18 protein-coding genes are annotated in these 24,851 nt (G+C 57.3%); 13 read left to right on the top strand and 5 right to left on the bottom strand.

What is annotated here, in order from left to right:
- Nucleotides 1-17: 17 nt before the first annotated feature.
- Genes P3G59_RS14125 through P3G59_RS14105 form a run of 5 tightly spaced genes read right to left on the bottom strand, consistent with a single transcriptional unit; the run spans nucleotide 18 to nucleotide 6,568 of the window.
- Nucleotides 18-395 carry a response regulator gene (locus P3G59_RS14125; RefSeq protein WP_053119909.1) on the bottom strand — a complete coding sequence of 126 codons (378 nt, stop codon included), beginning with the start codon at nucleotides 393-395 and terminating at the stop codon, nucleotides 18-20.
- 44 nt (nucleotides 396-439) lie between these two features.
- Nucleotides 440-1,654 carry a hybrid sensor histidine kinase/response regulator gene (locus P3G59_RS14120; protein ID WP_277762041.1) on the bottom strand — a complete coding sequence of 405 codons (1,215 nt, stop codon included), beginning with the start codon at nucleotides 1,652-1,654 and terminating at the stop codon, nucleotides 440-442.
- Nucleotides 1,648-2,241: a chemotaxis protein CheB gene (locus P3G59_RS14115; RefSeq protein WP_277762040.1), complete on the bottom strand. Its 594-nt coding sequence runs from the start codon at nucleotides 2,239-2,241 to the stop codon at nucleotides 1,648-1,650. Before P3G59_RS14115 ends, P3G59_RS14120 begins: the two co-directional genes overlap by 7 nt.
- Nucleotides 2,238-3,071, bottom strand: coding sequence for a protein-glutamate O-methyltransferase CheR (locus tag P3G59_RS14110; protein WP_277762039.1), 834 nt, complete (start codon nucleotides 3,069-3,071; stop codon nucleotides 2,238-2,240). Before P3G59_RS14110 ends, P3G59_RS14115 begins: the two co-directional genes overlap by 4 nt.
- Nucleotides 3,071-6,568, bottom strand: coding sequence for a response regulator (locus P3G59_RS14105; protein ID WP_277762038.1), 3,498 nt, complete (start codon nucleotides 6,566-6,568; stop codon nucleotides 3,071-3,073). The genes P3G59_RS14110 and P3G59_RS14105 overlap by 1 nt, the downstream gene beginning before the upstream one ends.
- Before the next feature lie 265 nt (nucleotides 6,569-6,833).
- Between P3G59_RS14105 and P3G59_RS14100 the strand changes: the two genes are divergently transcribed.
- From P3G59_RS14100 to P3G59_RS14040, 13 genes are all read left to right on the top strand, one after another.
- On the top strand, nucleotides 6,834-7,196 hold the full coding sequence (locus P3G59_RS14100) for a response regulator (RefSeq protein WP_277762037.1): 363 nt from the start codon (nucleotides 6,834-6,836) through the stop codon (nucleotides 7,194-7,196).
- 228 nt (nucleotides 7,197-7,424) lie between these two features.
- Entirely contained in the window at nucleotides 7,425-11,324 is a 3,900-nt protein-coding gene (locus P3G59_RS14095) for a hypothetical protein (RefSeq protein WP_277762036.1), read from the top strand.
- 127 nt (nucleotides 11,325-11,451) lie between these two features.
- A complete protein-coding gene (locus P3G59_RS14090) occupies nucleotides 11,452-12,753 on the top strand; it encodes a glycosyltransferase (protein WP_277762035.1) in 1,302 nt (433 codons plus the stop codon).
- Between the two features lie 129 nt (nucleotides 12,754-12,882).
- The gene (locus P3G59_RS14085; protein ID WP_277762034.1) at nucleotides 12,883-13,827 is read left to right on the top strand and encodes a phospholipase; all 945 of its coding nucleotides are present in this window, start codon (nucleotides 12,883-12,885) and stop codon (nucleotides 13,825-13,827) included.
- A 114-nt stretch (nucleotides 13,828-13,941) separates the two neighbouring features.
- A complete protein-coding gene (locus P3G59_RS14080) occupies nucleotides 13,942-14,832 on the top strand; it encodes a phospholipase (protein ID WP_277762033.1) in 891 nt (296 codons plus the stop codon).
- Nucleotides 14,833-14,922: 90 nt separating this feature from the next.
- Nucleotides 14,923-15,828, top strand: a complete 906-nt coding sequence (locus P3G59_RS14075; protein ID WP_277762032.1) for an AraC family transcriptional regulator — start codon at nucleotides 14,923-14,925, stop codon at nucleotides 15,826-15,828.
- 307 nt (nucleotides 15,829-16,135) lie between these two features.
- Complete coding sequence (locus P3G59_RS14070) at nucleotides 16,136-17,446, top strand: sugar ABC transporter substrate-binding protein (protein WP_277762031.1); 1,311 nt, start codon at nucleotides 16,136-16,138, stop codon at nucleotides 17,444-17,446.
- Between the two features lie 153 nt (nucleotides 17,447-17,599).
- Nucleotides 17,600-18,526 carry a sugar ABC transporter permease gene (locus P3G59_RS14065; RefSeq protein WP_277762030.1) on the top strand — a complete coding sequence of 309 codons (927 nt, stop codon included), beginning with the start codon at nucleotides 17,600-17,602 and terminating at the stop codon, nucleotides 18,524-18,526.
- A gap of 8 nt (nucleotides 18,527-18,534) precedes the next feature.
- Nucleotides 18,535-19,365, top strand: coding sequence for a carbohydrate ABC transporter permease (locus tag P3G59_RS14060; protein WP_034154211.1), 831 nt, complete (start codon nucleotides 18,535-18,537; stop codon nucleotides 19,363-19,365).
- 126 nt (nucleotides 19,366-19,491) lie between these two features.
- Nucleotides 19,492-20,595: a sn-glycerol-3-phosphate ABC transporter ATP-binding protein UgpC gene (gene ugpC / locus P3G59_RS14055; RefSeq protein WP_277762029.1), complete on the top strand. Its 1,104-nt coding sequence runs from the start codon at nucleotides 19,492-19,494 to the stop codon at nucleotides 20,593-20,595.
- Between the two features lie 19 nt (nucleotides 20,596-20,614).
- Nucleotides 20,615-22,087 carry a mannitol dehydrogenase family protein gene (locus tag P3G59_RS14050; RefSeq protein ID WP_277762028.1) on the top strand — a complete coding sequence of 491 codons (1,473 nt, stop codon included), beginning with the start codon at nucleotides 20,615-20,617 and terminating at the stop codon, nucleotides 22,085-22,087.
- 284 nt (nucleotides 22,088-22,371) lie between these two features.
- Nucleotides 22,372-23,868 carry a xylulokinase gene (gene xylB, locus P3G59_RS14045; protein ID WP_277762027.1) on the top strand — a complete coding sequence of 499 codons (1,497 nt, stop codon included), beginning with the start codon at nucleotides 22,372-22,374 and terminating at the stop codon, nucleotides 23,866-23,868.
- Between the two features lie 13 nt (nucleotides 23,869-23,881).
- On the top strand, nucleotides 23,882-24,820 hold the full coding sequence (locus P3G59_RS14040) for a carbohydrate kinase (RefSeq protein ID WP_277762026.1): 939 nt from the start codon (nucleotides 23,882-23,884) through the stop codon (nucleotides 24,818-24,820).
- Nucleotides 24,821-24,851 lie beyond the last annotated feature (31 nt).

Below are 24,851 nucleotides of genomic sequence, written 5' to 3'. Positions count from 1 at the left end.
CAGCTCCTACACGGATATCAGGCGAGCAATTCCTGAATCTTTTCCTGCAACACATCCAGGTCGAATGGTTTTTCCAGGATCGGCGCCTTACGTGTGATCGGGCTGCCGGTTTCACGGATTTCCTGCGGATAACCGCTGATGAAAATCACCTTCAGGTCCGGGCGCAATTTGACGGCCGGTTCAGCGATCTGCACGCCGGAGATACCGCCCGGCAAGCGAAAATCGGTGATCAATACGTCCAGATGCGGCTTGCTCGCCAGAATCTCGAACGCCTGCTCGCCACTTTCGGCCTGCAACACGCGATACCCCTGCCCTGACAAGTAATCCGTCAGGACCATCAAGATAACCGGTTCGTCCTCGACGACGAGTACTACATCTTGTGCATCTACGCTCATGGGAAGCCTTTGTTCGGTCAATAGCTGCTGATACGACCGTACGGTCAATCAGAGGTTGCGTCGGATGTGCCGTTTTCCTGAATTGGCAGACAAACGCGAAACTGGGCGCCTTCGTTGATTTCACTCTCGACGACGATTGAGCCGCCATGGGCGGCGACGATCTGCTCGGAAATGAACAGACCCAGCCCGAGCCCGGCCACTACCGTCTTGGCGGAAACCCGTTCGAACTGTTGGAAAATACGTCTCTGATTCTCTTTGCTGATGCCGATGCCCCGGTCCTGCACCTCGACCCGCGCCTCATCACCTTCACGGTATACACGCACCTGAATCGGGCTGCGGCCACCGTAGCGCAGGGCGTTGGTCAGCAAGTTGGTGACCACCTGCTCGATGCGGAACTCATCCCAATTGCCTTCGACCGGCGCTGGCGCGGTAAACGACACTTCGGTTTCTGCGGCTTCGATCTGTTGCGCGAAGTTTTGCAGCAGGTTGCTCACCAGTTGTACCAGGTCGAAACGACTCGGGCGGATCGACAACTTGCCGGTGCGAATGCGCGACACGTCGAGCATGTCTTCGATCAGGCGGATCAGGCTTTTGATCTGCCGCTCATCGCGGTCGACCATGGCGTGCATCTTGTCGAGGGTGAACGCCGCCGCGTTGTCACGGGCCAGGTGCATCTTGCGCAGCTGGGTTTCAAGGATCAGGCCATTGAGCGGCGTGCGCACTTCATGGGCGACGATGGACATGAAGTCATCGCGCATCCGCACTGCCTGCTCCAGTTCCAGCTGGGTGCTTTGCAGTTGTTGCAACAGCGCTTCCTGCTCGCGGCGAGCCTGCTCCAGCGCTTCGAGCTGTTGCTTCAGCGCCTTGCTCTGGCGGTACAGATCGACGAAGACGTTGACCTTGCTCTTCACCGCGTGGATATCCAGCGGCTTGTGCAGAAAGTCCACCGCCCCGCTCTCGTAACCCTTGAACGCGTAGTTGAGTTCACGGCCGGCGGCGCTGACGAAAATGATCGGGATGTTCTTGGTTTTCTCGGTGCCGCGCATCAACTCAGCGAGTTCGAAGCCGTTCATGCCCGGCATCTGCACATCGAGGATGGCCATGGCGAACTCGTGTTGCAGCAGCAACGACAGCGCCTCGTCCGCCGACAACGCTTTGTAGACAGTACGGTCTTCACGCTTGATCAGCGCTTCGAGCGCCAGCAGGTTCTCCGGCAGATCGTCGACGATCAGCAGTTTGGCTTGGATATTACTCAGCATGCGATTCGTTCCAGCTCGACAAGCAGACGGCCGATGCCGTGAATGGGTAGGACATGATCCGGCTGCTGAAGCTTCAACGCAGCCAGAGGCATGGTGGCGACTTGCGCCTCTTCGGGGTCCTGAACGATGGTGAAACCCCCGCGACGTTTGACCTGCGCCAGGCCGCGCGCACCATCGTGATTGGCGCCGGTCAGCAGTACAGCGGCCAGTGATGAACCGTAAGCGTCGGCGGCCGATTCAAACAGGTAATCGATCGAGGGACGGGAATAATGCACGCGCTCCTCCAGACTCAGCGACAGGCTGCGGTCCTGCTCCACCGACAGGTGATAACCCGGTGTGGCGAAATACACGTTGCCGGGGACAATTTCCTGCTTGTCGGCCGCCTCGTGCACCGGCATATCCACACGTCGGGCGAAAACCTCGGCCAATTGACTGCGGCGCTCTTCGGGCAGATGCAGGACAACAATGATCGGCAACGCATAGCCCCGGCGCAGCGGCACGAGCAGGCTCAGCAGCGCCTCAACGCCACCGGCGGAAGCACCGACCACAATCGCCTCGACACGAGGTAAATCCACGGCCTCGTTCATGTTTTGCGGTAGATCCGTTCTTGTTTCACCAGCGGTTCGAACTGGTTGGCATAACTGGAAAAATCCAGCGTCTCTTTACTGCCGAGCACCAGAAAGCCGCGATGGCAAAGCGATTCATGGAACAAGCCAAACGCCCGATCCTGCAGCTTCTTGTTGAAATAGATCAACACGTTGCGGCAGGAGATCAATTGGGTTTCGGAGAACACACTGTCGGTCGCCAGACTGTGGTCGGCGAAGGTCACGTTTTCGCACAGGCTCTTGTCGAAAATCGCGTAACCGTACGCTGCCGTGTAGTACTCGGCAAACGATCGCTGACCACCGGCCTGCTGATAGTTGGCCGTGTACGCGCGAACATTTTCCATGGAGAAAATCCCCTGCTTGGCCTTGTCCAGCGAGCGCGGGTTGATGTCAGTGGCATAAATGATCGTGCGATCAAGCAAGCCCTCTTCGCGCAGCAGAATCGCCATCGAATAGACCTCCTCGCCCGTGCTGCACCCGGCGATCCAGATCTTGATCGACGGATAGGTGCGCAGCAACGGCACCACTTCTTTGCGAATGGCGAGGAAGTGCGACGGATCGCGGAACATCTCGCTGACCGGAATCGTCAGCAGCTGCAGCAACTGCATGAACGCCGTCGGATCGTGCAGGACTTTTTCCTGCAACGCCGAAATGGTCGCGCATTCGAACTGGCTCAGCGCGTGCTGCACCCGGCGCTTGATTGAAGCGCCGGAGTAATCGCGAAAATCGTAGCTGTACTTGAGGTAAATCGCCTCAATCAACAAGCGCAGTTCGATTTCACTGTTTCGTTCGGCTGGCGTACTACGTTCCACTAAATGCGTTCCATCTTCGGTAACCACACGCGAATCAGCGAGAACAGGCGATCCAGGTCGATGGGCTTGGCCAGGTAATCATTGGCGCCCGCCTGCAGGCAGCGCTCCTGATCGTCCTTCATGGCCTTGGCCGTCACCGCGATGATCGGCAGCTTGCGCCAGCGCGGATCCTTGCGGATTTCAATGGTGGCTTCGAAACCGTCCATTTCCGGCATCATCACGTCCATCAACACCAGATCGATGTCCTCGACTTCATTGAGTCTTTCAATCGCCTCACGACCGTTACGGCCGATCACCACGACTGCACCTTTGGTCTCCAGGGCGCTGGTGAGGGCGAAAATGTTGCGCACATCGTCGTCCACCAGCAGCACCTTGCGACCCTCGAAGACCTTGTCGCGGCTGCGCGCGGTCTTGAGCATCTTCTGCCGTTCATGGGACAACTGCGATTCGACTTTGTGCAGAAAGAGTGTGACCTCATCCAGCAAGCGCTCAGGCGAGCGTGCGCCCTTGATGATGATCGAGCGCGAATACTTGCGCAGTTCGGCTTCTTCATCGCGGGTCAGGTTGCGCCCGGTGTAGACAATGACCGGCGGGAACGAGCAAATATCCTCGGTGGACATGCGCTTGAGCAGATCATTGCCGAGCATGTCCGGCAATTTCAGGTCGATGACCATGCAGTCATAAATCGTTGTGCGCAACAGCTCCAGAGCGTCCTGCGCAAGGCCGACGGCGGTAATTTCGATGTCTTCGTCGCCGATCAGCCGGGCAATGCTTTCGCGCTGTAGATCATCATCTTCAACCAACAGCACGCGTTTGACCTTTTGCGTCAGCTTGGCTTCGAGACGGGCGAACACATCCTTGAGTTCTTCGCGGGTGGTCGGTTTGACCGCATAACCGATCGCGCCCATGTGCATGGCCGCTTCGACACGGTCTTCCACGGAGATCACATGCACCGGGATGTGGCGGGTTTCGGCGTGTTCTTTCAGACGTTGCAGCACGGTCAGGCCAGAGTGATCCGGCAGGCGCATATCCAACAGGATGGCATCCGGCACAAACTCTTTCGCCAAGTCATACCCCTCGTCTGCGCCATGGGCCACCAGGCACTGATAGCCAAGCTCATGCGCCAGGTCGTAGAGGATGTGCGCAAAGTTCGGCTCGTCTTCCACCACCAGAATGCAGCGCGTGGCGAACGGTGCCTTGTCGCGGTCATCGGCGAAGCGCGGAATGTGCACCGGCGCCAACGGCGAAACCGCAACGGCGGGCACGATACTCGGTGTTACGGACTGAGTCGGTGGGGTGAAGGTCAACGGCGCGGACGAGACTTCACTGGATTCGTCGTACTGCTGCGGTAGCACCAGCGTGAACACACTGCCCTGCCCCGGCGTGCTGCTGACGCTGATCGAACCGCCGAGCAAGGTCGCCAGATCTCGCGAAATCGACAGGCCCAGACCGGTGCCGCCGTATTTGCGGTTGGTGGTGCCGTCGGCCTGGCGGAACGCTTCGAAAATGCTTTCCTGCTGATCGGCGGCAATGCCGATACCCGAATCGCGCACGATAAACGCAATCCGATCATCCGGCTGGCCAGCGATCGTCAGACTGACGGTGCCCTTCTCGGTGAACTTCACGGCGTTGGACAGCAGGTTCTTGATCACCTGCTCCAGACGCTGACGGTCGGTGAACAGCATGGCCGGCGTGCCGGGTTGCAAATCGACACTGAAGGTCAGCTGTTTGTCTGCCGCCAACGGCTCGAACACATTGCGCAGGCCTTCGGCCAGACGCGCGACACTGGTGTTCTCAGGGATGACTTCAAGCTTGCCCGCCTCGACCTTGGAGATATCCAGAATGTCGTTGATCAGGTTGAGCAGATCATTGCCAGCGGAATAGATCGACTCGGCAAACTTGACCTGTTCGGCGCTGAGGTTGTCCTGCGGGTTCTCTGCCAGCAACTTGGCCAGAATCAGCGAACTGTTCAGCGGTGTCCGCAGTTCGTGGGACATGTTGGCAAGGAATTCGGACTTGTACTTGCTCGAACGCTGCAGCTCTTCGGCGCGTTCTTCGAGTTGTACCTGAGCCTGGTTCAGTTCGGTGTTCTTCAGGTCCATGGCGTCGCGTTGCTCGGCCAGAGTCTGCGCCTGCTCGGCGAGTTGCTCGTTGGTCTGCTCCAGTTCGACCTGCTGGGTTTCCAGATGCGCCTGGGATTCCTTGAGAATCCGCGACTGCTCTTCCAGCTCTTCGTTGGCGGTTTTCAACTCTTCCTGCTGCACCTGCAGCTCTTCGTTGAGCTGCTGGGTTTCGGCCAGCACTTCCTGGAGGCGCTGGCGGTAGCGCGCGGCTTCGATGGAGGTGCCGATATTGCTGGCAATCAGCTCCAGCAATTCGATATCGCGATCATTGAGCGGGCGCAGGAAACCCAGTTCGATCACGCCGTTGACCCGGTCATCATCGCTGGTCGGCACCACCAGCACGCTGTGCGGCAGGCCTTCGCCGAGACCGGAGCTGACCTTGAAGTAATCCGACGGCACCGAATCGAGACGAATCAACCGCGCCTGTTCAGCGACCTGACCGACGATGCCCTCACCGCTGTATATCGACTGTTCCTGCTCTTCCTGCTCGCGGGAGAAACCATACGTGGCCACACGCTTGAGGCCGCCGTGCTCTTCGCGCACATACAACGCCGCCACCGCCGTGCCGAGGTATTGCGCGCAGAACTGCAGAATATTGCGCCCCAACAGGTTGAGCGTCAGTTGCCCGAGCACCTGCTCTGCCAGTTCGGTTTGCCCGTTGCGCAGCCAGGCTTGCTGCTCCAGACGCCTGGCGCTGGCTTCTTGCGCCGCTAACGTAGCGCCATAGCTGTCGGACAGATTGACCAGGTCACGACGGCCAATGTACGCCAGCAATGCGCTGATCGCGGCGACAAACAACAGATAAAGGGTGATGCTCCAGATCGTGGTGCGGCGCACTTCTTCGTTGCGCGTGGTGCGCAACTGCTGCTCCATGTCGATCACGTCTTCGAACTGTTTGCGAATTTCGTCCGTCAGGCGCTTGCCCCGGCCGGCCTTGACCGCCCCTTTATAGTCGCCGCTGGAGCGTTGCAGATCGATCATCGACTGCGCATAGGTCGCCCATTCGGTCTGCAATGCCTGCAGACGACGCAAACGATCAGTCTGCACCGGGTTGTCGGCGGTCAGTTCGAGCAAGGTGTTGAGTGCCACGGCGATGCGTGGCTTGGCCGTTTCGTACGGATCGAGGAAATGTTCATCGCCACTGAGCAGAAACCCGCGCATGCCGGTTTCCAGGTCCACGGTGAGCTTCACCGCTTCGTTGGCGTTATTGATCACCCGGTCGGTGTGTTCAACCCACTGGATGACCGACAGCAGATAGGTGATCAGCGACACGAAGAACACGGCACTGAGCACACCAACACCCAGCGGCAGGCTGATGTTGCGACTCAGAAGTTTGCGAAACCGTTGCTCATCAACCGAAGACGGAGAGGACATGGGGCAGCCTTGTCGAACTGTTGAAAAACAGGGAGTTTGCCCCAAAACGGCGTCGTGGATCCATTTTTCTCGCAGCTTTGGCTGCAATTTCCTGCTTTTACCTGCACCTCGGGTGAAGCCAACAGTTATCCTTGCAAGCCTGATCGCGCCGATTCTTTTTTGCAGCGAGCCGGGAACTTGTAGCCATGCGCCACTTACTCATGCATAAGTCCGGCAATACTGATCGGCCGACACCAACATTTTCCATTTTTTGAGAGTCCCCATTATGTCCACCCCATCCTCCACCATCCTTGTCGTAGAAGATGATGACATCGTGCGCATGTTGATTGTCGACGTGCTGGAGGAACTGGAATACACGGTGCTGGAGGCTGATCACGGCGAAAGCGCGCTGAAGGAACTCAAGGATAAGACCAAGCGCATTGATCTGATGATGACCGATATGGGATTGCCAGGTATGGATGGTCGTGAACTGGCCACCGAAGCGCGCAAGCTGCGTCCCGCCCTGCCAATCCTGTTTGCCAGCGGCTACGCCGAGAGTATCGAGGTACCGGCGGACATGCATTGCATTGGCAAACCTTTTTCGATAGATCAATTACGCGACAAGGTGAAATCGATTTTGTTGCCGTAACACACAATAACTTGAGTACCTCCTGAGAGCCTGCGTCGTGAGAATATCCGCCGGGCTCTTAACTGTGTTTGACGCACCTGGTTATATCACCCAACAATTCGCAATGAACCAAAACTACTAAAACGCACATATCGCCAATTATCCTGAGCCAACTCATTAGTTTACGCGTGGAAACTTGTATTCCCACACTTCGACTAAGGAGCCAACTTATAACTCAGGATATAACCCATGACACCCGCCTCTCCCGAAAGCGCTTCCTTTATCGACCGTTCGACTCCTGACAAACAGGAGCGGCAGGCTATTATCCAGTCCATCAGGGACGCCATTGACAGCGGCATTGCCACGGCAGCGGGCGACGGATTCGTTCTCACTGCAACATTTCCACCGACTGCAACTTTCGATCTGCAAAGCCTGTTCATTCCCCGAGTTATCAACAGCAGCTTTGATGATGCCTATGACCCTGCACGTGAAGCATTGCAGAAAATGACCGAAACTGAAGCGTTTGCCTTATTGCGTAAACGTTACTCTTACTCGACCGGCATTCCAGTGGGTGTTGATGACAAGGGCAATCTGTTCACTCTCTTTGATAGTTACCGCTTCCCCATCCCCATCGACTCCGATGACAGCGGAGTACTTGCCGAGGAGATGGCCATGCTCACGGAATTTGCCAGCCAGACCGGTGGTTATGTCTATACCGGAGAAACCGTCAGCGTCGAGCAATGGCTGGCGTTTGAGGGCCTCTCCCCGCCTTGTACCATTGGCGAGGCCAGGAACCTTATTGCCTATCTTGAGTTTGAGTTGCCGGATGCACCGGCACTGGGCGACTTTCAAGAGTTGTTGTCGGCAGGCATTGACTCGCCATTTCATCTGTCGGCCCCTGATCGAGAAATCATCAGGCAAGCCATCGAGGAAATAACCGAGGGCAAGATCAGCCTCCTGCAAAAGCTCTCTTACGACAATTTCACATTAATTTCGGACGCCGACAAACGGGCCAGTGCGGATCAGCTCATAGAAAGCCTTTTGAAAAAGGAAGTTGCCAACACCCTGGGTAAAACACTCCATGAGCGTCTGGGCTGGCATCTGAGCGACGCTGCGAAAGTGTCCGAGCGACAACTAAGAGAGTTTCTGGTCGCTGCGCTGATCATCGACAGGCTGGCGCAACCCCATCAGCCCCCCCTCGCCGGCTATGAGGTCTACCAACCCGGCAACGCGACACGCAACGCCGCGCAAGTGCGCGAAGATTTCGAGCAGCATCTGATAACCAAGGGCCTGAGCGAGCCGAACAACGCGCCCCTGTTAGCCCACATGCTGCTGGCCGGGGCTGCGCCTGAGCTGCTGGTACCTGACATCCCGGCTGACCTGACACTGGGAAAACCGGGCTGGGTGGCGATCGCCCAGGCGGTGGCGATGATCGAACACACGTCGCCGGGCGTATCACGTTCGATGACATTCGCCCAGATCAGGGCGTTTTCCGAACTGGCACCGGTCTCGCCCGAGCAAAGCGAGTTGCATGAAGCGACAGGAATCATTCCGGTCATCAATTGGGCCGTGCTCAATCACATCATTGCTTACCGGGCTGACCGCACCTACAGCAAAGCTATCGTGCTCAAAGCGGCCACTTATTTCAACGAGTACATGGTGGCTCTCCATCAATCCGAATCCGGATTGTCAACGCCCCCGCCTGACCGAGAAAAAATCGCCCTGCAGGCATTAAGGAAAGTGCTGCCCGACGGTCGCTATATCGAGCAAAAAAGTTTTCAGATCCTGTACCGGGACAGTTTCAAAGAGCGCAGCTGGCTGGAAGCGCTCAAAGTCGCGCATCCGTTGGGTATTCTGAGTGAATTTTATGATTTCCTTATGTCCAGCACCGACAACAATGACTATGCATTAAACAGCCTGCTACGAATGCGCCTCTCGGTTCTGGATTTATACCTTTCCGGGGACTTGATCGAAAACGGCGAACTGACAGACAAGTTCAAGACAAAAAGCGATTTCAATCCACCCGAGAACGCGTTTGCGCGACTCTCGGAATTGCCGTCGGCCGCCGTTCTGTTTGATCAGGCCTTTGCTGAGTATTACAAAGGCATGCAGGAAAGTTTGTCGTCAATTATAAAAATGGCGATTTCCAACATGCCCGAAGCGGATCGTTACGCCCTGACCAATGGCAACATGACGCTTTACACGGTTCGTAAAGAAGTCAACTGGCTCAATCCCAAAGAAGAAACCCAGCTCGACCGGGATGAAGCCATAGGTCGTTATGGGATTATTCTGTGTTGCACGAATGGCAACGACGTTCGCGCCTATGAATTGTTCAGCTTGCGCGGGCTATGCATTGCGCGCCCGGAATTGGCGAGCATGCTGAAACGCACAGGCATTCTTCATGCTCGTCCCACTCTTTCCTTTGTTGGCAGCAAATACGACTTCCAACCGAAAAACAAAGAAAAACACTGGCCGATAGACTATGCGGCTTACAAAGAAGGCAGTGAACCGCGCAGCGGCATCACCTCCAGTGTAGTGGTGGAGAAATTATGGCACCTGTCCTTGTATGCCGATGAGGTTCGACCGATTTCGCTGTTTTTCTCCCCGGAGCTTGCAAAACTCGTCGACTTTCTGTTGGTCAACCATGCGGTTGCCAGTCGCAAGGAGCTGTACGCATCGCTGGATATTCCGACGAGGCTGGAAGAATGGCGCACCACGAAGGAGCTATTTGAATCCGCGGCCATCAACGTCATCGTCCCCTTCAAGCAATGCATTGAAGACATTCGATCCGGGCAAAACGATCGCGTCTCCCAAGGCATCGGCGGTTGCGTGCTGGACGGGCTATCGATTATCGGGCTGCTGATCGGTCTTGGCGCCTCGGTTGCCAGCATCATCGCCAAGACCGGTTCGACCACCCTCAAAGTATTGAAGGTCGCCCAGGCCGTCGCCCGCGCCGCGCTATCGCTGGCCAACCCTCTGGACGGGCTACCGACGCTGGCACGCAACGGCTTTCGCCTCGCCCGGCGTGGCATCGTGTTTGTGGGTGAACATGGCGTGAGCGCAGTCAGAACCGCCACTGCTCAGTTGAGAAGGATGACCAGAGGGACTAACGCCTACACCCTGCTTGACGCTGGCCGTCTCACAGATATGCAACAGGGTACCTGGCAAGCGGTCAATGCATCTGGACCGGCATTGGACATTGCAGCTTTTGAACGCAACGGTGTCTGGTACGCCCATCACTACAAAGTGGGAGGCCCCTGGGGCCGAAAACTTAACAATTTCAGATTGTTTGGCGATTTTTCCTTATCGAAACTATTCAGGCGCCTGAAACCGCAAAGCTTCACCCATCGCTACGTTCAGAAAGCTCTACCCGTCGCAAAAACCAAACTCGACAACGCCATCCGTTTATCGTCCGATACAGAATGGGCGCCCGAGTTTCGGCAAGTACTCAAGTCTGTCTTTGGCACCGACTCCGATGAAGCCTTGCAACACGTGGTGGGCAGGCTGCGGGAAATGCGCAAGGATCTCAATTCCGTCAGCCTTGCCAACTGCTCTTTTAGAAAGGCAGATGTCGATGCATTGGCAGCGTTGGACGTGTACACCTACAAACTTTGGAAAACAGCAGTAAACAACAAGACCGTGCTGCGCGAGTCGATCAAGAGATTCATCAAGATTTTTCCAGAGAACCTGGATGACTTGTACCGCACGTCTAAATACGATGAGTCCAGAATTGCCGACGTTCTGATCCATGAGATCTCCCACGGAGCGCCGGGCACTCTGGATCTGTATTACGGGAGACGGCTCAATGACGTCGAATCTGACGCGGCATCATTAATCGATCTCGCGCGCAATCCAGCGATGGCAGACCCTGCTTTTGTGAATCCTTATATAACAAAGAAGCTGAAAAAATTTACTCACCTGGATAGATTCAAGTCGATCCGTGACAGTCTGCCAAAACTGATTCAGGACCACCCGGCCTTATACAATGCGGATTCCTATGAGCTGGCCGTTGCCCTGATCAGTCAAATCAAGTCGGACCCTTTTGGATTTGGCGTAAACATGGCCACTATCGAGAATGCACTACGCAACATCCCTATGGATCAATTCATCGGTTCTTTGGCCATCAATGTTGGTAAGGCATCCAACTAAAGATCAGGCATCTTCAATGCTCTGAGAATTCAAGTTTGACGATCGTGCGGACTGGGCGCATGCAACCACTGATGTGGTTTAATTGCGCCTTTTTTTGCCGACGCGCCTGCTGCCAAGGATTACCCTCATGACTCTGCCTCCCGCCACCAAAGTCCTGGTCATCGGTTACGTCTGGCCCGAGCCTCGCTCCTCCGCGGCCAGCGGGCATGTCATGCAGATCCTGGAAGCGTTCCTCGAGCAAGGCTGGGACATCACCTTCAGCAGCCCCGCCGGCCCAGGCGAGCACAAGGCGGATCTGACCGCACTGGGCATTCGCGAAGTGCCCATCGAGCTGAACAACAGTAGTTTCGATACCTTCCTCACGGAACTGGCGCCGGATATCGTGCTGTTCGACCAGTTCATGATGGAAGAGCAGTTCGGCTGGCGCGTGGAAAAACACTGCCCCGACGCCCTTCGCGTGCTGGAAACCTCCGACTTGCAAAGCCTGCGCCATGCTCGCCATCAGCGCCTCAAGGAGCGCCTGAACGTCAACAGCGATCAGGACGATTTCAGCGATCTGTTTGCTCCGGCATTGCGCGAAGAATTTGAATTGATGGCCGGCACCGATCTGGCCAAACGGGAGATTGCGGCGCTGTTTCGTTGCGACCTGAACCTGATGATCAGCGAGGTTGAAATTCAACTGCTGATCGAACAATTCGGCGTGCCGCGCCAGTTGCTGCATTGGTGCCCGCTGATGATTGACCTGCCGAGCGCCCCTCCTCGGGGATTCGCCGAACGGGTGCATTTTCTCAGTATCGGCAACTTCCGGCATGCGCCCAACTGGGACGCGGTGCTTTGGATGAAATCGACAATCTGGCCGTTGATCCGCCAGCAACTGCCGCAAGCGCAACTGCACATCTATGGCGCCTACACGCCGCCCAAAGCCACGGCCCTGCACAATGCTGCGCAAGGTTTTCATGTGATGAACTGGGCGGAGGATGCGCTGCAGGTCATGTCGGCTGCGCGCGTGTGTCTGGCGCCATTGCGCTTTGGTGCCGGCATCAAGGGCAAACTGGTCGACGCCATGCTGTGCGGCACACCCAGCGTCACTACACCGACAGGCGCTGAAGGCATGCACGGCGATCAAGCCTGGCCAGGTGCGGTTATGCGCAGCGCGACCGATATCGCCAACAGTGCCGTACGGATTTATAAGGATGAGGCGAATTGGCTCGCCTCCCGGAAGGCCGGATACACCTTACTCGGCGAGCGTTACCAACGGGCTGTACACGCGCCGTTGCTTATTGAAAAACTGCGTTATTGCCAACAACACTTACAGGCACTTAGAACGCAAAATTTTATCGGCAGCATGTTGCGTCATCACGCGCACAAAAGTACCCAATACATGGCTCAATGGATTGAAGCCAAAAACCGCAATGCGCCCTCAGCCTGAACAGGCACGCGCGCACCACTACATAACTTGCATTGAAGTGTGTACCCCAACCCTCCCACGACATGATAAAAAACCTGCGCAGCACACTTCCGATAGCACTGCCTATCATCACACGCAAGGATGCGTAAAATGCCCCCTCGTTTTCTTGAAAAACTCGTCCATCATGACTGGATGACCCAAACACCGGAAATTGACAACCTGTCACTCTGTGAGTTGACCTTGCCGGGTACTCATAACGCAGGCTGTGACAATGACGCATTCGATCTCCCACTTCCTGAACCCACGGGCTTTTTATCTCTGTTTGAGTGGCGGCTTCCAACCCATAACTGGGTGGTCTGCCAGGATGTCTCCTTTGAGATGCAACTTATTCGTGGCGCAAGAGCACTTGACCTACGATTGCTTTACGACGGCGAGGCGAAAGGTTTTAACAGATTTCGTTTCCAGCATGGCGGCTATCGGTCTTCCCGTACGCTTGAAGATCTTGTTCGCGACGTTAAAAAATTTCTCTCGAAATACCCGGATGAATTTATTGTCATGGACTTCCATGAACTGCAGAAAGGAACAAGCACGTTCAATCACGCGGAATTCAAACAATTAATGTTGCAACATCTTGGCGACCGCTTAATTCCAGCGGAAAACCTGTCCCTGCCCCTGGGTCAATTAAAGAGAACCCATCCGTTACAAAGAATTCTGCTGGCTGCTCCCATGCCATGGGGCACAGAAGATAGCCGGATTTCCGACCCGGTCATTCACAAGTGGATTGGCCAGACATTTGTCGACACTTCCCAGTTGAATCGCCACATCGCAGATGTATTGAGCAGTCCGCCTGACCGGCGTTGGCTCTGGTCGCTGTCCGCGACGTGCTACACGCCGCTTGGCGGGCCACAACGAATACCCGCTGCACTGGACAAATGGTTTGATCCCGCCAGATCGGACTGGGCAAAAAAATGCAACATCATCAACTTCGATTTTATTGAACTTCATAAAATCGTATCCCACTGCAAAACTGCAAACCTTGAAAAAGCCATTGAGAAAAAAGAAAAAGCCCAGACGAATCTCGAGACAAGTCCGTGACGCTCTAACAACTTGCATTAAAACCACCATGGCGCACTAGCCTTTCAACCATTATAAGCATCCTGCAGGCGCAACTTTAGACTGCACTTATATCAATCTTGCAGGATGCTTTACATGAACGATCTTTTTCTTCAAAACTTTGGCCCTCACCAGTGGATGGGCGATACACCACAACTTGATGACTTGTCGTTACTTGAGATGACATTGCCGGGAACGCATAATGCGGGCTGTGACTGGGAGGCTTCATTCTCTTTGATTCCGGGGCCAAACTGGCTGGCATGCCAGGATGTGCCTTTCTATTCCCAATTGAATCGTGGCGCCAGGGTACTGGACGTTCGTTTGATGTACGATAGCAAAGGCCTGGGATTTGCAAAGTTTCGCTTTCAACACGACGGCTATCGCTCCAGTCGAAATCTTCTCGACCTTGTGCGTGACGTTGTGGCGTTTCTGCAAGGCAACCCCGATGAATTCATCATTCTCGATTTTCATGAATTGAAAAAGGGCGACAGTGATTTCAACCATGAGGAATTCAAACAATTGATACTGGAACATCTGGGTGAACGGATGATTCCACAAAGCAATATTCATCTGACGCTTGGCCAACTAAAGAACATCAGTTCGCGCCAGCGCATTGTGGTCGCAGCTCCCCTGCCGAACCCCCGGGACAGCTTGTTTCATGAGCAGATTCCACACAAATGGATTGGCGAAGCGCTGGTCAATGCCTCCGATCTGTACCGTTACATCGAGAAAACGCTGAGCAACCCACCGAGCCAGTGGCGACCCTGGTCGCTGTCGGCGACAAGCTATACCGTCGGCGGCCCCCAGCGAATCCTCAATGAACTGGATATCTGGTTTGATCCTGCCAAAACGGAGTGGGCGAAGAAATGTAACATCATCAACTTCGACTTCATTAAAAACTCGAATATCGTACCTTTTTGTCGGCTGGCCAACGTCCAGAAGGCCAATGAAAAAATCACAGTGACCGCGAGTTTGCGCAAGGTTTGAGCACTCTTCAGGGCAGTCGTCACAGCAAACTGGCGCATCGCACGCGGAACGAGGCATGATCGCCAGGCGATAACAAAAAAGTGGCAGGCCATGACCCGAACCACCCGCGTGACCGACCCCTCCTACGAGTTGATGGATGACCATAACGGGTTGTCCATCATCTACCGCCAGCACGGCTTCCCCTGCCCGCTGGTGCGCTGGCATTTTCACAAGGAATACGAGCTGCACCTGATCGTCGCCAGTTCCGGCAAGGTGTTCATCGGCGACTACATCGGCAACTTCTACCCGGAAACTCTGTTCCTCACCGGCCCCAACCTGCCGCACAACTGGATCAGTCAGGTCGCCGAAGACGAAGTGGTGGAAAAGCGCGACATGCTGGTCAACTTCACCGACGAGTTATTCGACAGTGGCCATCAGGTGTTCGCCGAGCTGAAAAGCCTGGCACCGTTGCTGGAACGTGCGCAGTACGGCATCGAGTTTCGCTGCAAGCGCACCATCCGCCAAGCCATGACGCTGATGCAGCGTATCGCCGATACCCGGGGCATCACCCGACTGGGGCACTTTTTCATCCTGATGGAGTTGCTCGCGGCCAGCGATGATTTCCAGTTGTTGTCCGGCGCGACCACGCCGCAACTGGCGGACGAACACAATATCGATCGCACCAACCGCGCCGTCGATTACATCTTCAGCCACTACGCCCGGGACATTTCGCTGGAAGAAGTCGCCGAGCATCTGGGCATGACACCGACCTACTTCAGCCGCGTGTTCAAACAGGCGACCGGGCGCAACTTCATCGAATTCGTCAATCGCTTGCGCATCAGCAAATCCTGCGAGCTGCTGGCCGATGGCGACAAGCCGGTGACGGACGTGTGCTTTGAGTCGGGCTTCAACAACATTTCCAACTTCAATCGGCGCTTTCAGCAGCTCAAGGGGATGACGCCGTCGCATTATCGACGGCTCGCCGTGCAGCGCCTGACCGAACAGAATCGCGTTTAAAACAAGATCAAAAGATCGCAGCCTTCGGCAGCTCCTACCAAGTTCGGTGTAGGAGCTGCCGAAGGCTGCGATCTTTTGATTTGCACCTGAAACCTGTACACATTCGATAGCGCCTCCCCGCCGCAAAGCCCTTCCCTGCGTTTGTCCGGGAAAACCCCAGTGCAAAAAAGTATCAATCGAAGTGCGATGGATGATTTGTCAGTGCGGCGATTGAAGGCTGTAATCAGTGCACATTCTTCCTGCACAGGAAGACACAAAAACAATAACTGTCCTTCTGCCCCCGCCGGGTGCAGAAAAGGAGTGCACGATGCAACCCACTGCAAAAGCTCTGCTTGCCCTCACCTGCATGACCCTCAGCAGCGTCAGCCTTGGCGCCCAGACCCTGACCATCGCCACCGTCAACAACAGCGACATGATCCGCATGCAAAAACTCTCGAAAACCTTCGAGACCGAGCATCCGGACATCAAGCTCAATTGGGTGGTGCTGGAAGAAAACGTTCTGCGTCAACGCCTGACCACTGACATCGCTACTCAGGGCGGTCAGTTCGATGTGTTGACCATCGGCATGTACGAAGCCGCACTGTGGGGCGCCAAGGGTTGGCTGGAACCGATGAAGGATCTGCCCGCCAGTTACGCCCTCGACGACGTGTTCCCGTCAGTGCGTGAAGGCCTGTCGGTCAAGGGTTCGCTGTACGCACTGCCGTTCTACGCCGAAAGCTCGATCACCTATTACCGCACTGATTTGTTCAAGGAGGCCGGGCTGAGCATGCCCGAGCGCCCGACCTGGGAACAGATCGCCGGCTTCGCCGAAAAACTCACCAACAAGGACAAAGAACAATACGGCATCTGCCTGCGCGGCAAGGCCGGCTGGGGTGAGAACATGGCGCTGATCACCACTGTCGCCAACGCCTACGGCGCGCGCTGGTTCGATGAGCAATGGAAACCGGAATTCAGCGGCCCCGAGTGGAAAAACGCGCTGAATTTCTACGTCGACACCATGAAAAAATCCGGTCCACCGGGCGCGTCGAGCAACGGATTCAACGAAAACCTGGCGCTGTTCAACAGCGGCAAATGCGCAATCTGGGTCGACGCCAGCGTTGCCGGCTCCTTCGTCACCGACAAGACTCAGAGCAAGGTCGCCGATCACGTCGGCTTCACCTTCGCGCCGCATCAGGTCACCGACAAAGGTTCGGCGTGGCTGTATTCGTGGGCGCTGGCGATTCCGACCAGCTCCAAAGCCAAAGACGCCGCCAAGCAATTCAGCGCCTGGGCGACCTCCAAAGAGTACGGCGAGCTGGTGGCTAAAACTGACGGCATCGCCAACGTACCGCCAGGCACTCGCGCCTCGACCTATAGCGACGCCTACATGAGCGCGGCGCCGTTCGCCAAGGTCACGCTGGAATCGTTGAAGGCCGCCGACCCGAGCAAACCGACGCTGAAACCGGTGCCGTACATCGGCATTCAACTGGTGACCATTCCTGAGTTCCAGGGCGTGGGCACCCAGGTCGGCAAATTGTTCTCGGCGGCGCTGATCGGCCAGACCACGGTGGATCAAGCGTTGGCTGCCGCCCAGCAAACCACTGAACGCGAGATGAAGCGCGCCGGTTATCCCAAGTAACCCGTAAAGCTCGCTCCTGCCTCCTGTGGGAGCGAGCCTGCTCGCGAAGGCGTCGTGCCAGCCAATACACATGGCACTGAACCAGCGCTTTCGCGAGCAAGCTCGCTCCCACATGGGATCTCCATAGGTCTGTATGACTCGGTTGTGATCACCATGAATACTTCAACTGCCAAAGCCCACATCGACCTGTCGCCACCTGCGCGCAAAATCCGCGTGCGCAATCCCGGCTGGTTTCTGGTCAGCCCTTCGGTGGCCCTGTTGCTACTGTGGATGATCGTGCCGCTGGGCATGACCATTTATTTTTCGATGATCCGCTACAACTTGCTCAACCCCGGTGAAAACGAATTCGTCGGGCTGGAGAACTTCACTTACTTTCTGACGGACTCAGGCTTCCTGCCCGGCGCCACCAATACCTTGCTGCTGGTCGGCAGCGTGCTGCTGATCAGCGTGGTGTTTGGCGTGCTGATCAGTGCGTTGCTTGAGGCCAGTGAGTTCCTCGGCCGTGGCATCGTGCGGGTCATGCTGATCTCGCCGTTCTTTATCATGCCCACGGTGGGTGCGTTGATCTGGAAGAACCTGATTTTCCATCCGGTCTCGGGGATCCTCGCCTACCTCTGGAAACTGTTCGGCGCACAACCGGTGGACTGGCTGGCGCACTACCCGCTGCTGTCGATCATCATCATTGTCTCGTGGCAATGGCTGCCCTTCGCGATCCTGATTCTGATGACCGCGATGCAGTCCCTCGATCAGGAACAGAAAGAAGCCGCGCGCCTCGACGGTGCCGGGCCGGTCGCGATCTTCTGGCACCTGACCCTGCCGCATCTGGCGCGGCCGATTGCCGTGGTGGTGATGATCGAAACGATCTTTCTGCTGTCGGTGTTCGCCGAGATTTTCACCACCACCAACGGCGGCCCCGGCTACGCCTCGACCAACCTCGCCTACCTGATCTACAACCAGGCGCTGGTGCAGTTCGACGTCGGCATGGCCTCGGCGGGCGGCCTGATCGCCGTGGTCATCGCCAATATCGCCGCGATCATTCTGGTGCGGATGATCGGCAAAAACCTGACTGACAAAGCCTGAGGCCTGCCATGACTCTTCAACAATCCCGCCGGCTGCAAAGCCTGCTGCTCGGCACGCTGGCCTGGGCCATCGCGATCGTGATTTTCTTCCCGATCTTCTGGATGGTGATGACCAGTTTCAAAACCGAAATCGATGCCTTTGCCACGCCGCCGCAGTTCATCTTCACGCCGACGCTGGAGAACTACCTGCACATCAATGAGCGCAGCGATTACTTCAGTTTCGCCTGGAACTCGGTGGTGATTTCCTTCAGCGCCACGGCCCTGTGTCTGCTGATCGCGGTGCCAGCGGCGTACTCGATGGCGTTCTACGAAACCCAGCGTACCAAAGGCACGCTGCTGTGGATGCTCTCGACCAAGATGCTGCCGCCCGTGGGCGTGCTGATGCCGATCTACTTGCTGGCGAAGAGTTTCGGCCTGCTCGATACGCGCATCGCGCTGATCGTGATCTACACGCTGATCAACCTGCCGATCGTGGTCTGGATGGTTTACACCTACTTCAAGGACATCCCCAAAGACATCCTCGAAGCCGCCCGCCTCGACGGCGCCACGCTGTGGCAGGAAATGGTTCGCGTGCTGCTGCCGATCGCCAAGGGTGGCCTCGCCTCGACCGTGTTGCTGTCGCTGATTCTGTGCTGGAACGAGGCGTTCTGGTCGCTGAACCTGACCTCGTCGAAAGCGGCGCCACTGACCGCGTTGATCGCCTCGTATTCAAGTCCGGAAGGCTTGTTCTGGGCCAAGTTGTCGGCGGTCTCGACCCTGGCGTGTGCACCGATTCTGATCTTCGGCTGGATCAGCCAGAAACAACTGGTGCGCGGCCTCTCGTTCGGCGCCGTGAAATGAACATTGAAAAGCAAAAGATCGCAGCCTTCGGCAGCTCCTGCACAGAGCACGCCGTTCCCCTGTAGGAGCTGCCGCAGGCTGCGATCTTTTGATCTTAAAAAAACAACATTGCGGAGGCCCATCATCATGGCCAACCTGAAAATCAAGAATCTGCAAAAAGGCTTTGAAGGCTTTTCCATCATCAAGGGCATCGACCTTGAGGTGAACGACAAGGAATTCGTGGTCTTCGTCGGCCCGTCGGGCTGCGGCAAATCCACCTTGTTACGGCTGATTGCGGGTCTGGAGGAAGTCAGTGACGGCACCATCGAACTCGATGGCCGTGACATCACCGAAGTCAGCCCGGCCAAGCGCGATCTGGCGATGGTGTTCCAGACCTACGCGCTGTACCCGCACATGACCGTGAAAAAGAACATGTCCTTCGCCCTCGATCTGGCCGGCGTACCGAAAGCCGAAGTCGAGAAGAAAGTCGGTGAAGCGGCGCGCATTCTCGAACTCGGGCCGATGCTCGAGCGCAAGCCAAAACAACTCTCCGGCGGTCAGCGTCAACGCGTGGCGATTGGCCGTGCCATTGTGCGCAATCCGAAAATTTTCCTGTTCGACGAACCGCTGTCCAACCTCGACGCTGCGCTGCGGGTGCAGATGCGTCTGGAACTGCTGCGTCTGCACAAGGACCTGCAAGCGACGATGATCTACGTGACCCATGATCAGGTCGAAGCGATGACCATGGCCGATAAAGTCGTGGTGCTCAATGGCGGCAAGATCGAACAGGTCGGCTCGCCGCTGGACCTGTATCACAACCCGGCGAACCTTTTCGTCGCCGGGTTCCTCGGTACGCCGAAGATGGGTTTCCTCAAGGGCACGATCGCTCGCATCGATGGGCAAACCTGCGAAGTCGCACTGGACGCCGGCACGCGCATTACCCTGCCCTTCAACGCCGGGCACCTCAGTGTCGGCAGCGCCGTGACCCTGGGTATCCGCCCGGAACATCTGGAACTGGCGCAACCGGGCGACTGCACCCTGCAAGTCACTGCTGATGTCAGCGAGCGACTGGGCAGCGACACCTTCTGTCACGTCAAGACCAACGCCGGCGAAGCGCTGACCATGCGCGTGCGCGGTGATCTGGCGAGCCGTTATGGCGAGCAACTGAACCTCTATCTGGATGCCGCCCACTGCCATTTATTCGATGCCGAAGGTGTGGCGCTGACCCGTCCGCTGCGTGCTGCGGCCTGATTTTTTCGAGACTTGCCCAATGAAACTGAACAAACAGAACCTCAACCGCCTCGCCCCCGAGGTGAAACTGCCGGCCTACAAACTCGACGACACCCGCCAGGGCATCGCCCACATCGGCGTCGGCGGCTTTCATCGCGCGCATCAGGCGTATTACACCGATGCCCTGATGAACACCGGCGAAGCCCTCGATTGGGCGATTTGCGGCGTCGGCCTGCGCGGCGAAGACCGCCGCGCCCGTGACGATCTCAGAGAGCAGGATTACCTGTTCACCCTGTTCGAACTCGGCGACAGCGACGACACCGAAGTGCGCGTGATTGGCGCGATTCGCGACATGCTGCTGGCCGAGGACGGCGCGCAGGCGTTGATCGATAAACTCGCCGACCCACAGATTCGCATCGTCTCGCTGACGATCACCGAGGGTGGTTATTGCATCGACGACAGCAACGGCGAATTCATGGCGCACCTGCCACAGATTCAACACGACCTGGCCCATCCCGATGCACCGAAAACCGTGTTCGGCTTTTTGTGTGCAGCCCTGGAAAAACGCCGGGCAGCGGGCATCCCGGCGTTTACCGTGATGTCGTGCGATAACCTGCCGCACAACGGCGCAGTGACGCGCAAGGCGCTGCTGGCGTTTGCCACGCTGCGCAACAGCAATCTGTGCAGCTGGATCGACGCCAACGTCAGTTTTCCCAACGCCATGGTCGATCGCATCACCCCCATGACCAGCACCGCGCATCGCCTGCAATTGGCCGACAAACATGGCGTCGACGATGCCTGGCCGGTGGTCTGCGAGCCGTTCGTGCAGTGGGTCCTGGAGGACAAATTCGTCAACGGTCGCCCGGCCTGGGAAAAGGTTGGCGTGCAGTTCACCGACGATGTTTCGCCCTACGAAGAAATGAAGATCAAACTGCTCAACGGCAGCCACCTGGCGCTGACCTATCTGGGCTTTTTGAAGGGCTACCGGTTTGTGCACGAGACCATGAATGACCCGCTGTTCGTGCGCTACATGCGCGCCTATATGGATCTGGACGTGACCCCGCAACTGGCGCCGGTGCCGGGTATTGATCTGACCGATTACAAAAACACACTGGTGGCGCGTTTTTCCAATCAGGCGATTGCCGATCAGTTGGAGCGGGTGTGTTCGGATGGTTCATCGAAGTTTCCCAAGTTCACTATTCCGACGATCAACCGCTTGATTGCCGATGGGCAGGAGACCAAGCGCGCGGCGTTGGTGGTCGCGGCTTGGGCGTTGTATTTGAAGGGTGTGGATGAGAACGGCGATACCTATTCGATTCCGGATCCACGGGCGACGTTTTGTCAGGCGTTGGTGGCGGATGATGCGTTGATCACGCAGCGGTTGTTGGCGGTCGAGGAGATTTTTGGCACGGTGATTCCGCGTTCGGCGGAGTTTGTGGCGGCGTTTGAGTGGTGCTGCAACAGCTTGCGTGAGGACGGTGTGACGCGGACGCTGGAACGGATACTCGCCTGAAAAGCCCCTCACCCTAGCCCTCTCCCGGAGGGAGAGGGAACTGACCGAGTGGTTCTTTCGGAATACATCGACCTGAACGTCCGATGTCGAGCTCAGAACTTGAACAAACCTCAGTTAGAGAACCGGAGTCGAACTCAAATTTTGAACATCCCCTGATTGAGAGATCCGGAGTCGATCTCAGGTTTTGAACAGCCCCCAATCGGCTCCCTTTCCCCCTCGCCCCCATGGGGGAGAGGGCTGGGGTGAGGGGGTAAGCTCTTGATCTTCACCCAACGGGTTAACAAATGACAACACAACAACTCTTCCTCGGCATCGACTGCGGCACCCAAGGCACCAAAGCCATCATCCTTGACGCCGTCAGCGGTCAAGTCCTCGGCCAGGGCGCCGCCGCGCACACGATGATCAGCGGCGCCAATGGCCGTCGCGAACAAGACACCCAGCAATGGCTCGAAGCCTTCGCCCTCGCCACCCGCCAGGCATTGCTGGCGGCGAATGTCGATGGCCAGTCGATCCTCGGCATCGGCGTCTCCGGCCAGCAACACGGTCTGGTCCTGCTCGATGACCAAGGTGAAGTCCTGCGCCCGGCCAAGCTTTGGTGCGACACCGAAACCAGCGCCGAAAACGACCGCTTGCTGGTTCATCTGGGCGGTGAAAAAGGTTCGCTGGAACGCCTCGGTGTGGTGATCGCGCCGGGCTACACGGTGTCGAAACTGCTCTGGACCAAAGAGCAGCATCCCGTGGTGTTTTCGCGCATCGCGCGCGTGCTGCTGCCCCACGACTACCTGAACTTCTGGCTCACCGGCCGCGCCTGCAGCGAATACGGCGACGCCTCCGGCACCGGTTACTTCAACGTGCGCACCCGCCAATGGGACTTGCAACTGCTGCGCGACATCGACGCCAGCGGACGCCTGCAGGCCGCACTGCCTGAGCTGATCGATGCCCATCAATCTGTCGGCACCCTCCTTCCCGCGATTGCCGAACACCTCGGCATCAACCCCAACGCGCTGGTCGCCAGTGGTGGCGGCGACAACATGATGGGCGCCATCGGCACCGGCAATATTCAGCCCGGCGCGATCACCATGAGCCTCGGCTCCTCCGGCACCGTGTACGCCTATTCCGAGGTGCCGAAAGTCAGCCCGGACGCCTCGGTCGCGACGTTCTGTTCGTCGAGCGGCGGTTGGTTGCCACTGATCTGCACGATGAACCTGACCAACGCCACCGGCGCGATTCGCGAGCTGTTCGACCTCGATCTGCAGCAGTTCAATGACCTCGTCGCCCAGGCGCCCATCGGTGCTGACGGTGTGAGCATGCTGCCGTTCCTCAACGGCGAACGGGTGCCCGCCCTGCCCCACGCCACTGGCAGCCTGCACGGCTTGACGCTGGATAACCTGACTCAGGCCAATCTGTGCCGCGCCGCCGTCGAAGGCACTACTTTCGGGCTGCGTTATGGACTGGATTTGCTCCGCCAGAATGGTTTACAAAGCCGCAGCATTTGCCTGATCGGCGGCGGTTCGAAAAGCGCGGTGTGGCGGCAGATCGTCGCCGACATCATGAACACCCCGGTGATCTGCACCGAACAAAGCGAAGCCGCCGCCCTCGGCGCGGCGATACAGGCAGCGTGGTGCAAATCCTGGTCGAACGGTCACGAAGACACCCTCGCGGACTTGTGCCAGCGCTGCGTGAAACTCGATTCCAGCAGTGAAACCCTGCCGATTGCCGCCAACGTCGCGGCTTTCCAGCAGGCCTATGAACGCTATCAACAGCATGTCGCAACCCTATAAAGAGCAAACAATTATGTATTTGGTGTGTGGCGAAGCCCTGTTTGATTTTTTCAGTGAAGACGACGCCAGCGGTCTGGCCTCGAACGTGAATTTCAAGGCGATTGCCGGCGGCTCGCCGTTCAACGTCGCCGTCGGTTTACGCCGTTTGGGCGTGGACTCGGCCTTGTTTGGCGGGCTGTCCACCGACTACCTCGGCCGGCGCTTGCAGCGGGTGCTGCAGGATGAAGGTGTGCGCCCCGATTACCTGGTGGACTTCGCCGCACCGACCACGCTGGCCATGGTCGCCGTCGGTGCCAATGGCTCGCCGCATTACAGCTTTCGCGGTGAAGGCTGCGCGGACCGCCAGTTGAGTCTGGCGCATCTGCCGGCGCTGGGTCCGGATGTTCGCGGCTTGCACATTGGCTCGTTCTCGCTGGTGGTGCAGCCGATCGGCGATACCTTGCTGGCACTGGTACAGCGCGAAAGTGGCAAACGCCTGATCACCCTCGACCCGAACGTCCGCCTCAATCCCGAGCCGAACATCGATCTGTGGCGCGAACGCATCGCCACGTTGGTGCCACTCGCCGACCTGATCAAGGTCAGCGATGAAGACTTGAGCCTGCTCTACCCCGAACAGGACCCGCAACGCGTGATCGAAGGCTGGCTCGAACAGCGCTGCGAGATCGTCTTCCTCACCCGGGGCGGCGACGGCGCCACTGTGTTCAGCCGCCAACACGGCACATGGTCAGTCCCGGCCGCCTCGGTGAAGATCGCCGACACCGTTGGCGCGGGCGACACCTTCCAGGCTGCGTTGATCACCTGGCTGACTGAACAAGGGCTGGATTCGGTCGAAGGCGTGCAGCAACTTGCTCGCGAGCAGATCGACGCCATGCTCCAGTTCGCCGTACAAGCCGCCGCACTGACCTGCAGCAAGACCGGCCCGGATCTGCCCTATCGTCACCAATTGAGCTGAGCGCGTAGACTGTCGGCCTTTTTGCGCACGA

Source organism: Pseudomonas sp. A34-9, from assembly GCF_029543085.1.
Lineage (GTDB): Bacteria > Pseudomonadota > Gammaproteobacteria > Pseudomonadales > Pseudomonadaceae > Aquipseudomonas.
This window is presented reverse-complemented; position numbering and strand designations above follow the sequence as displayed.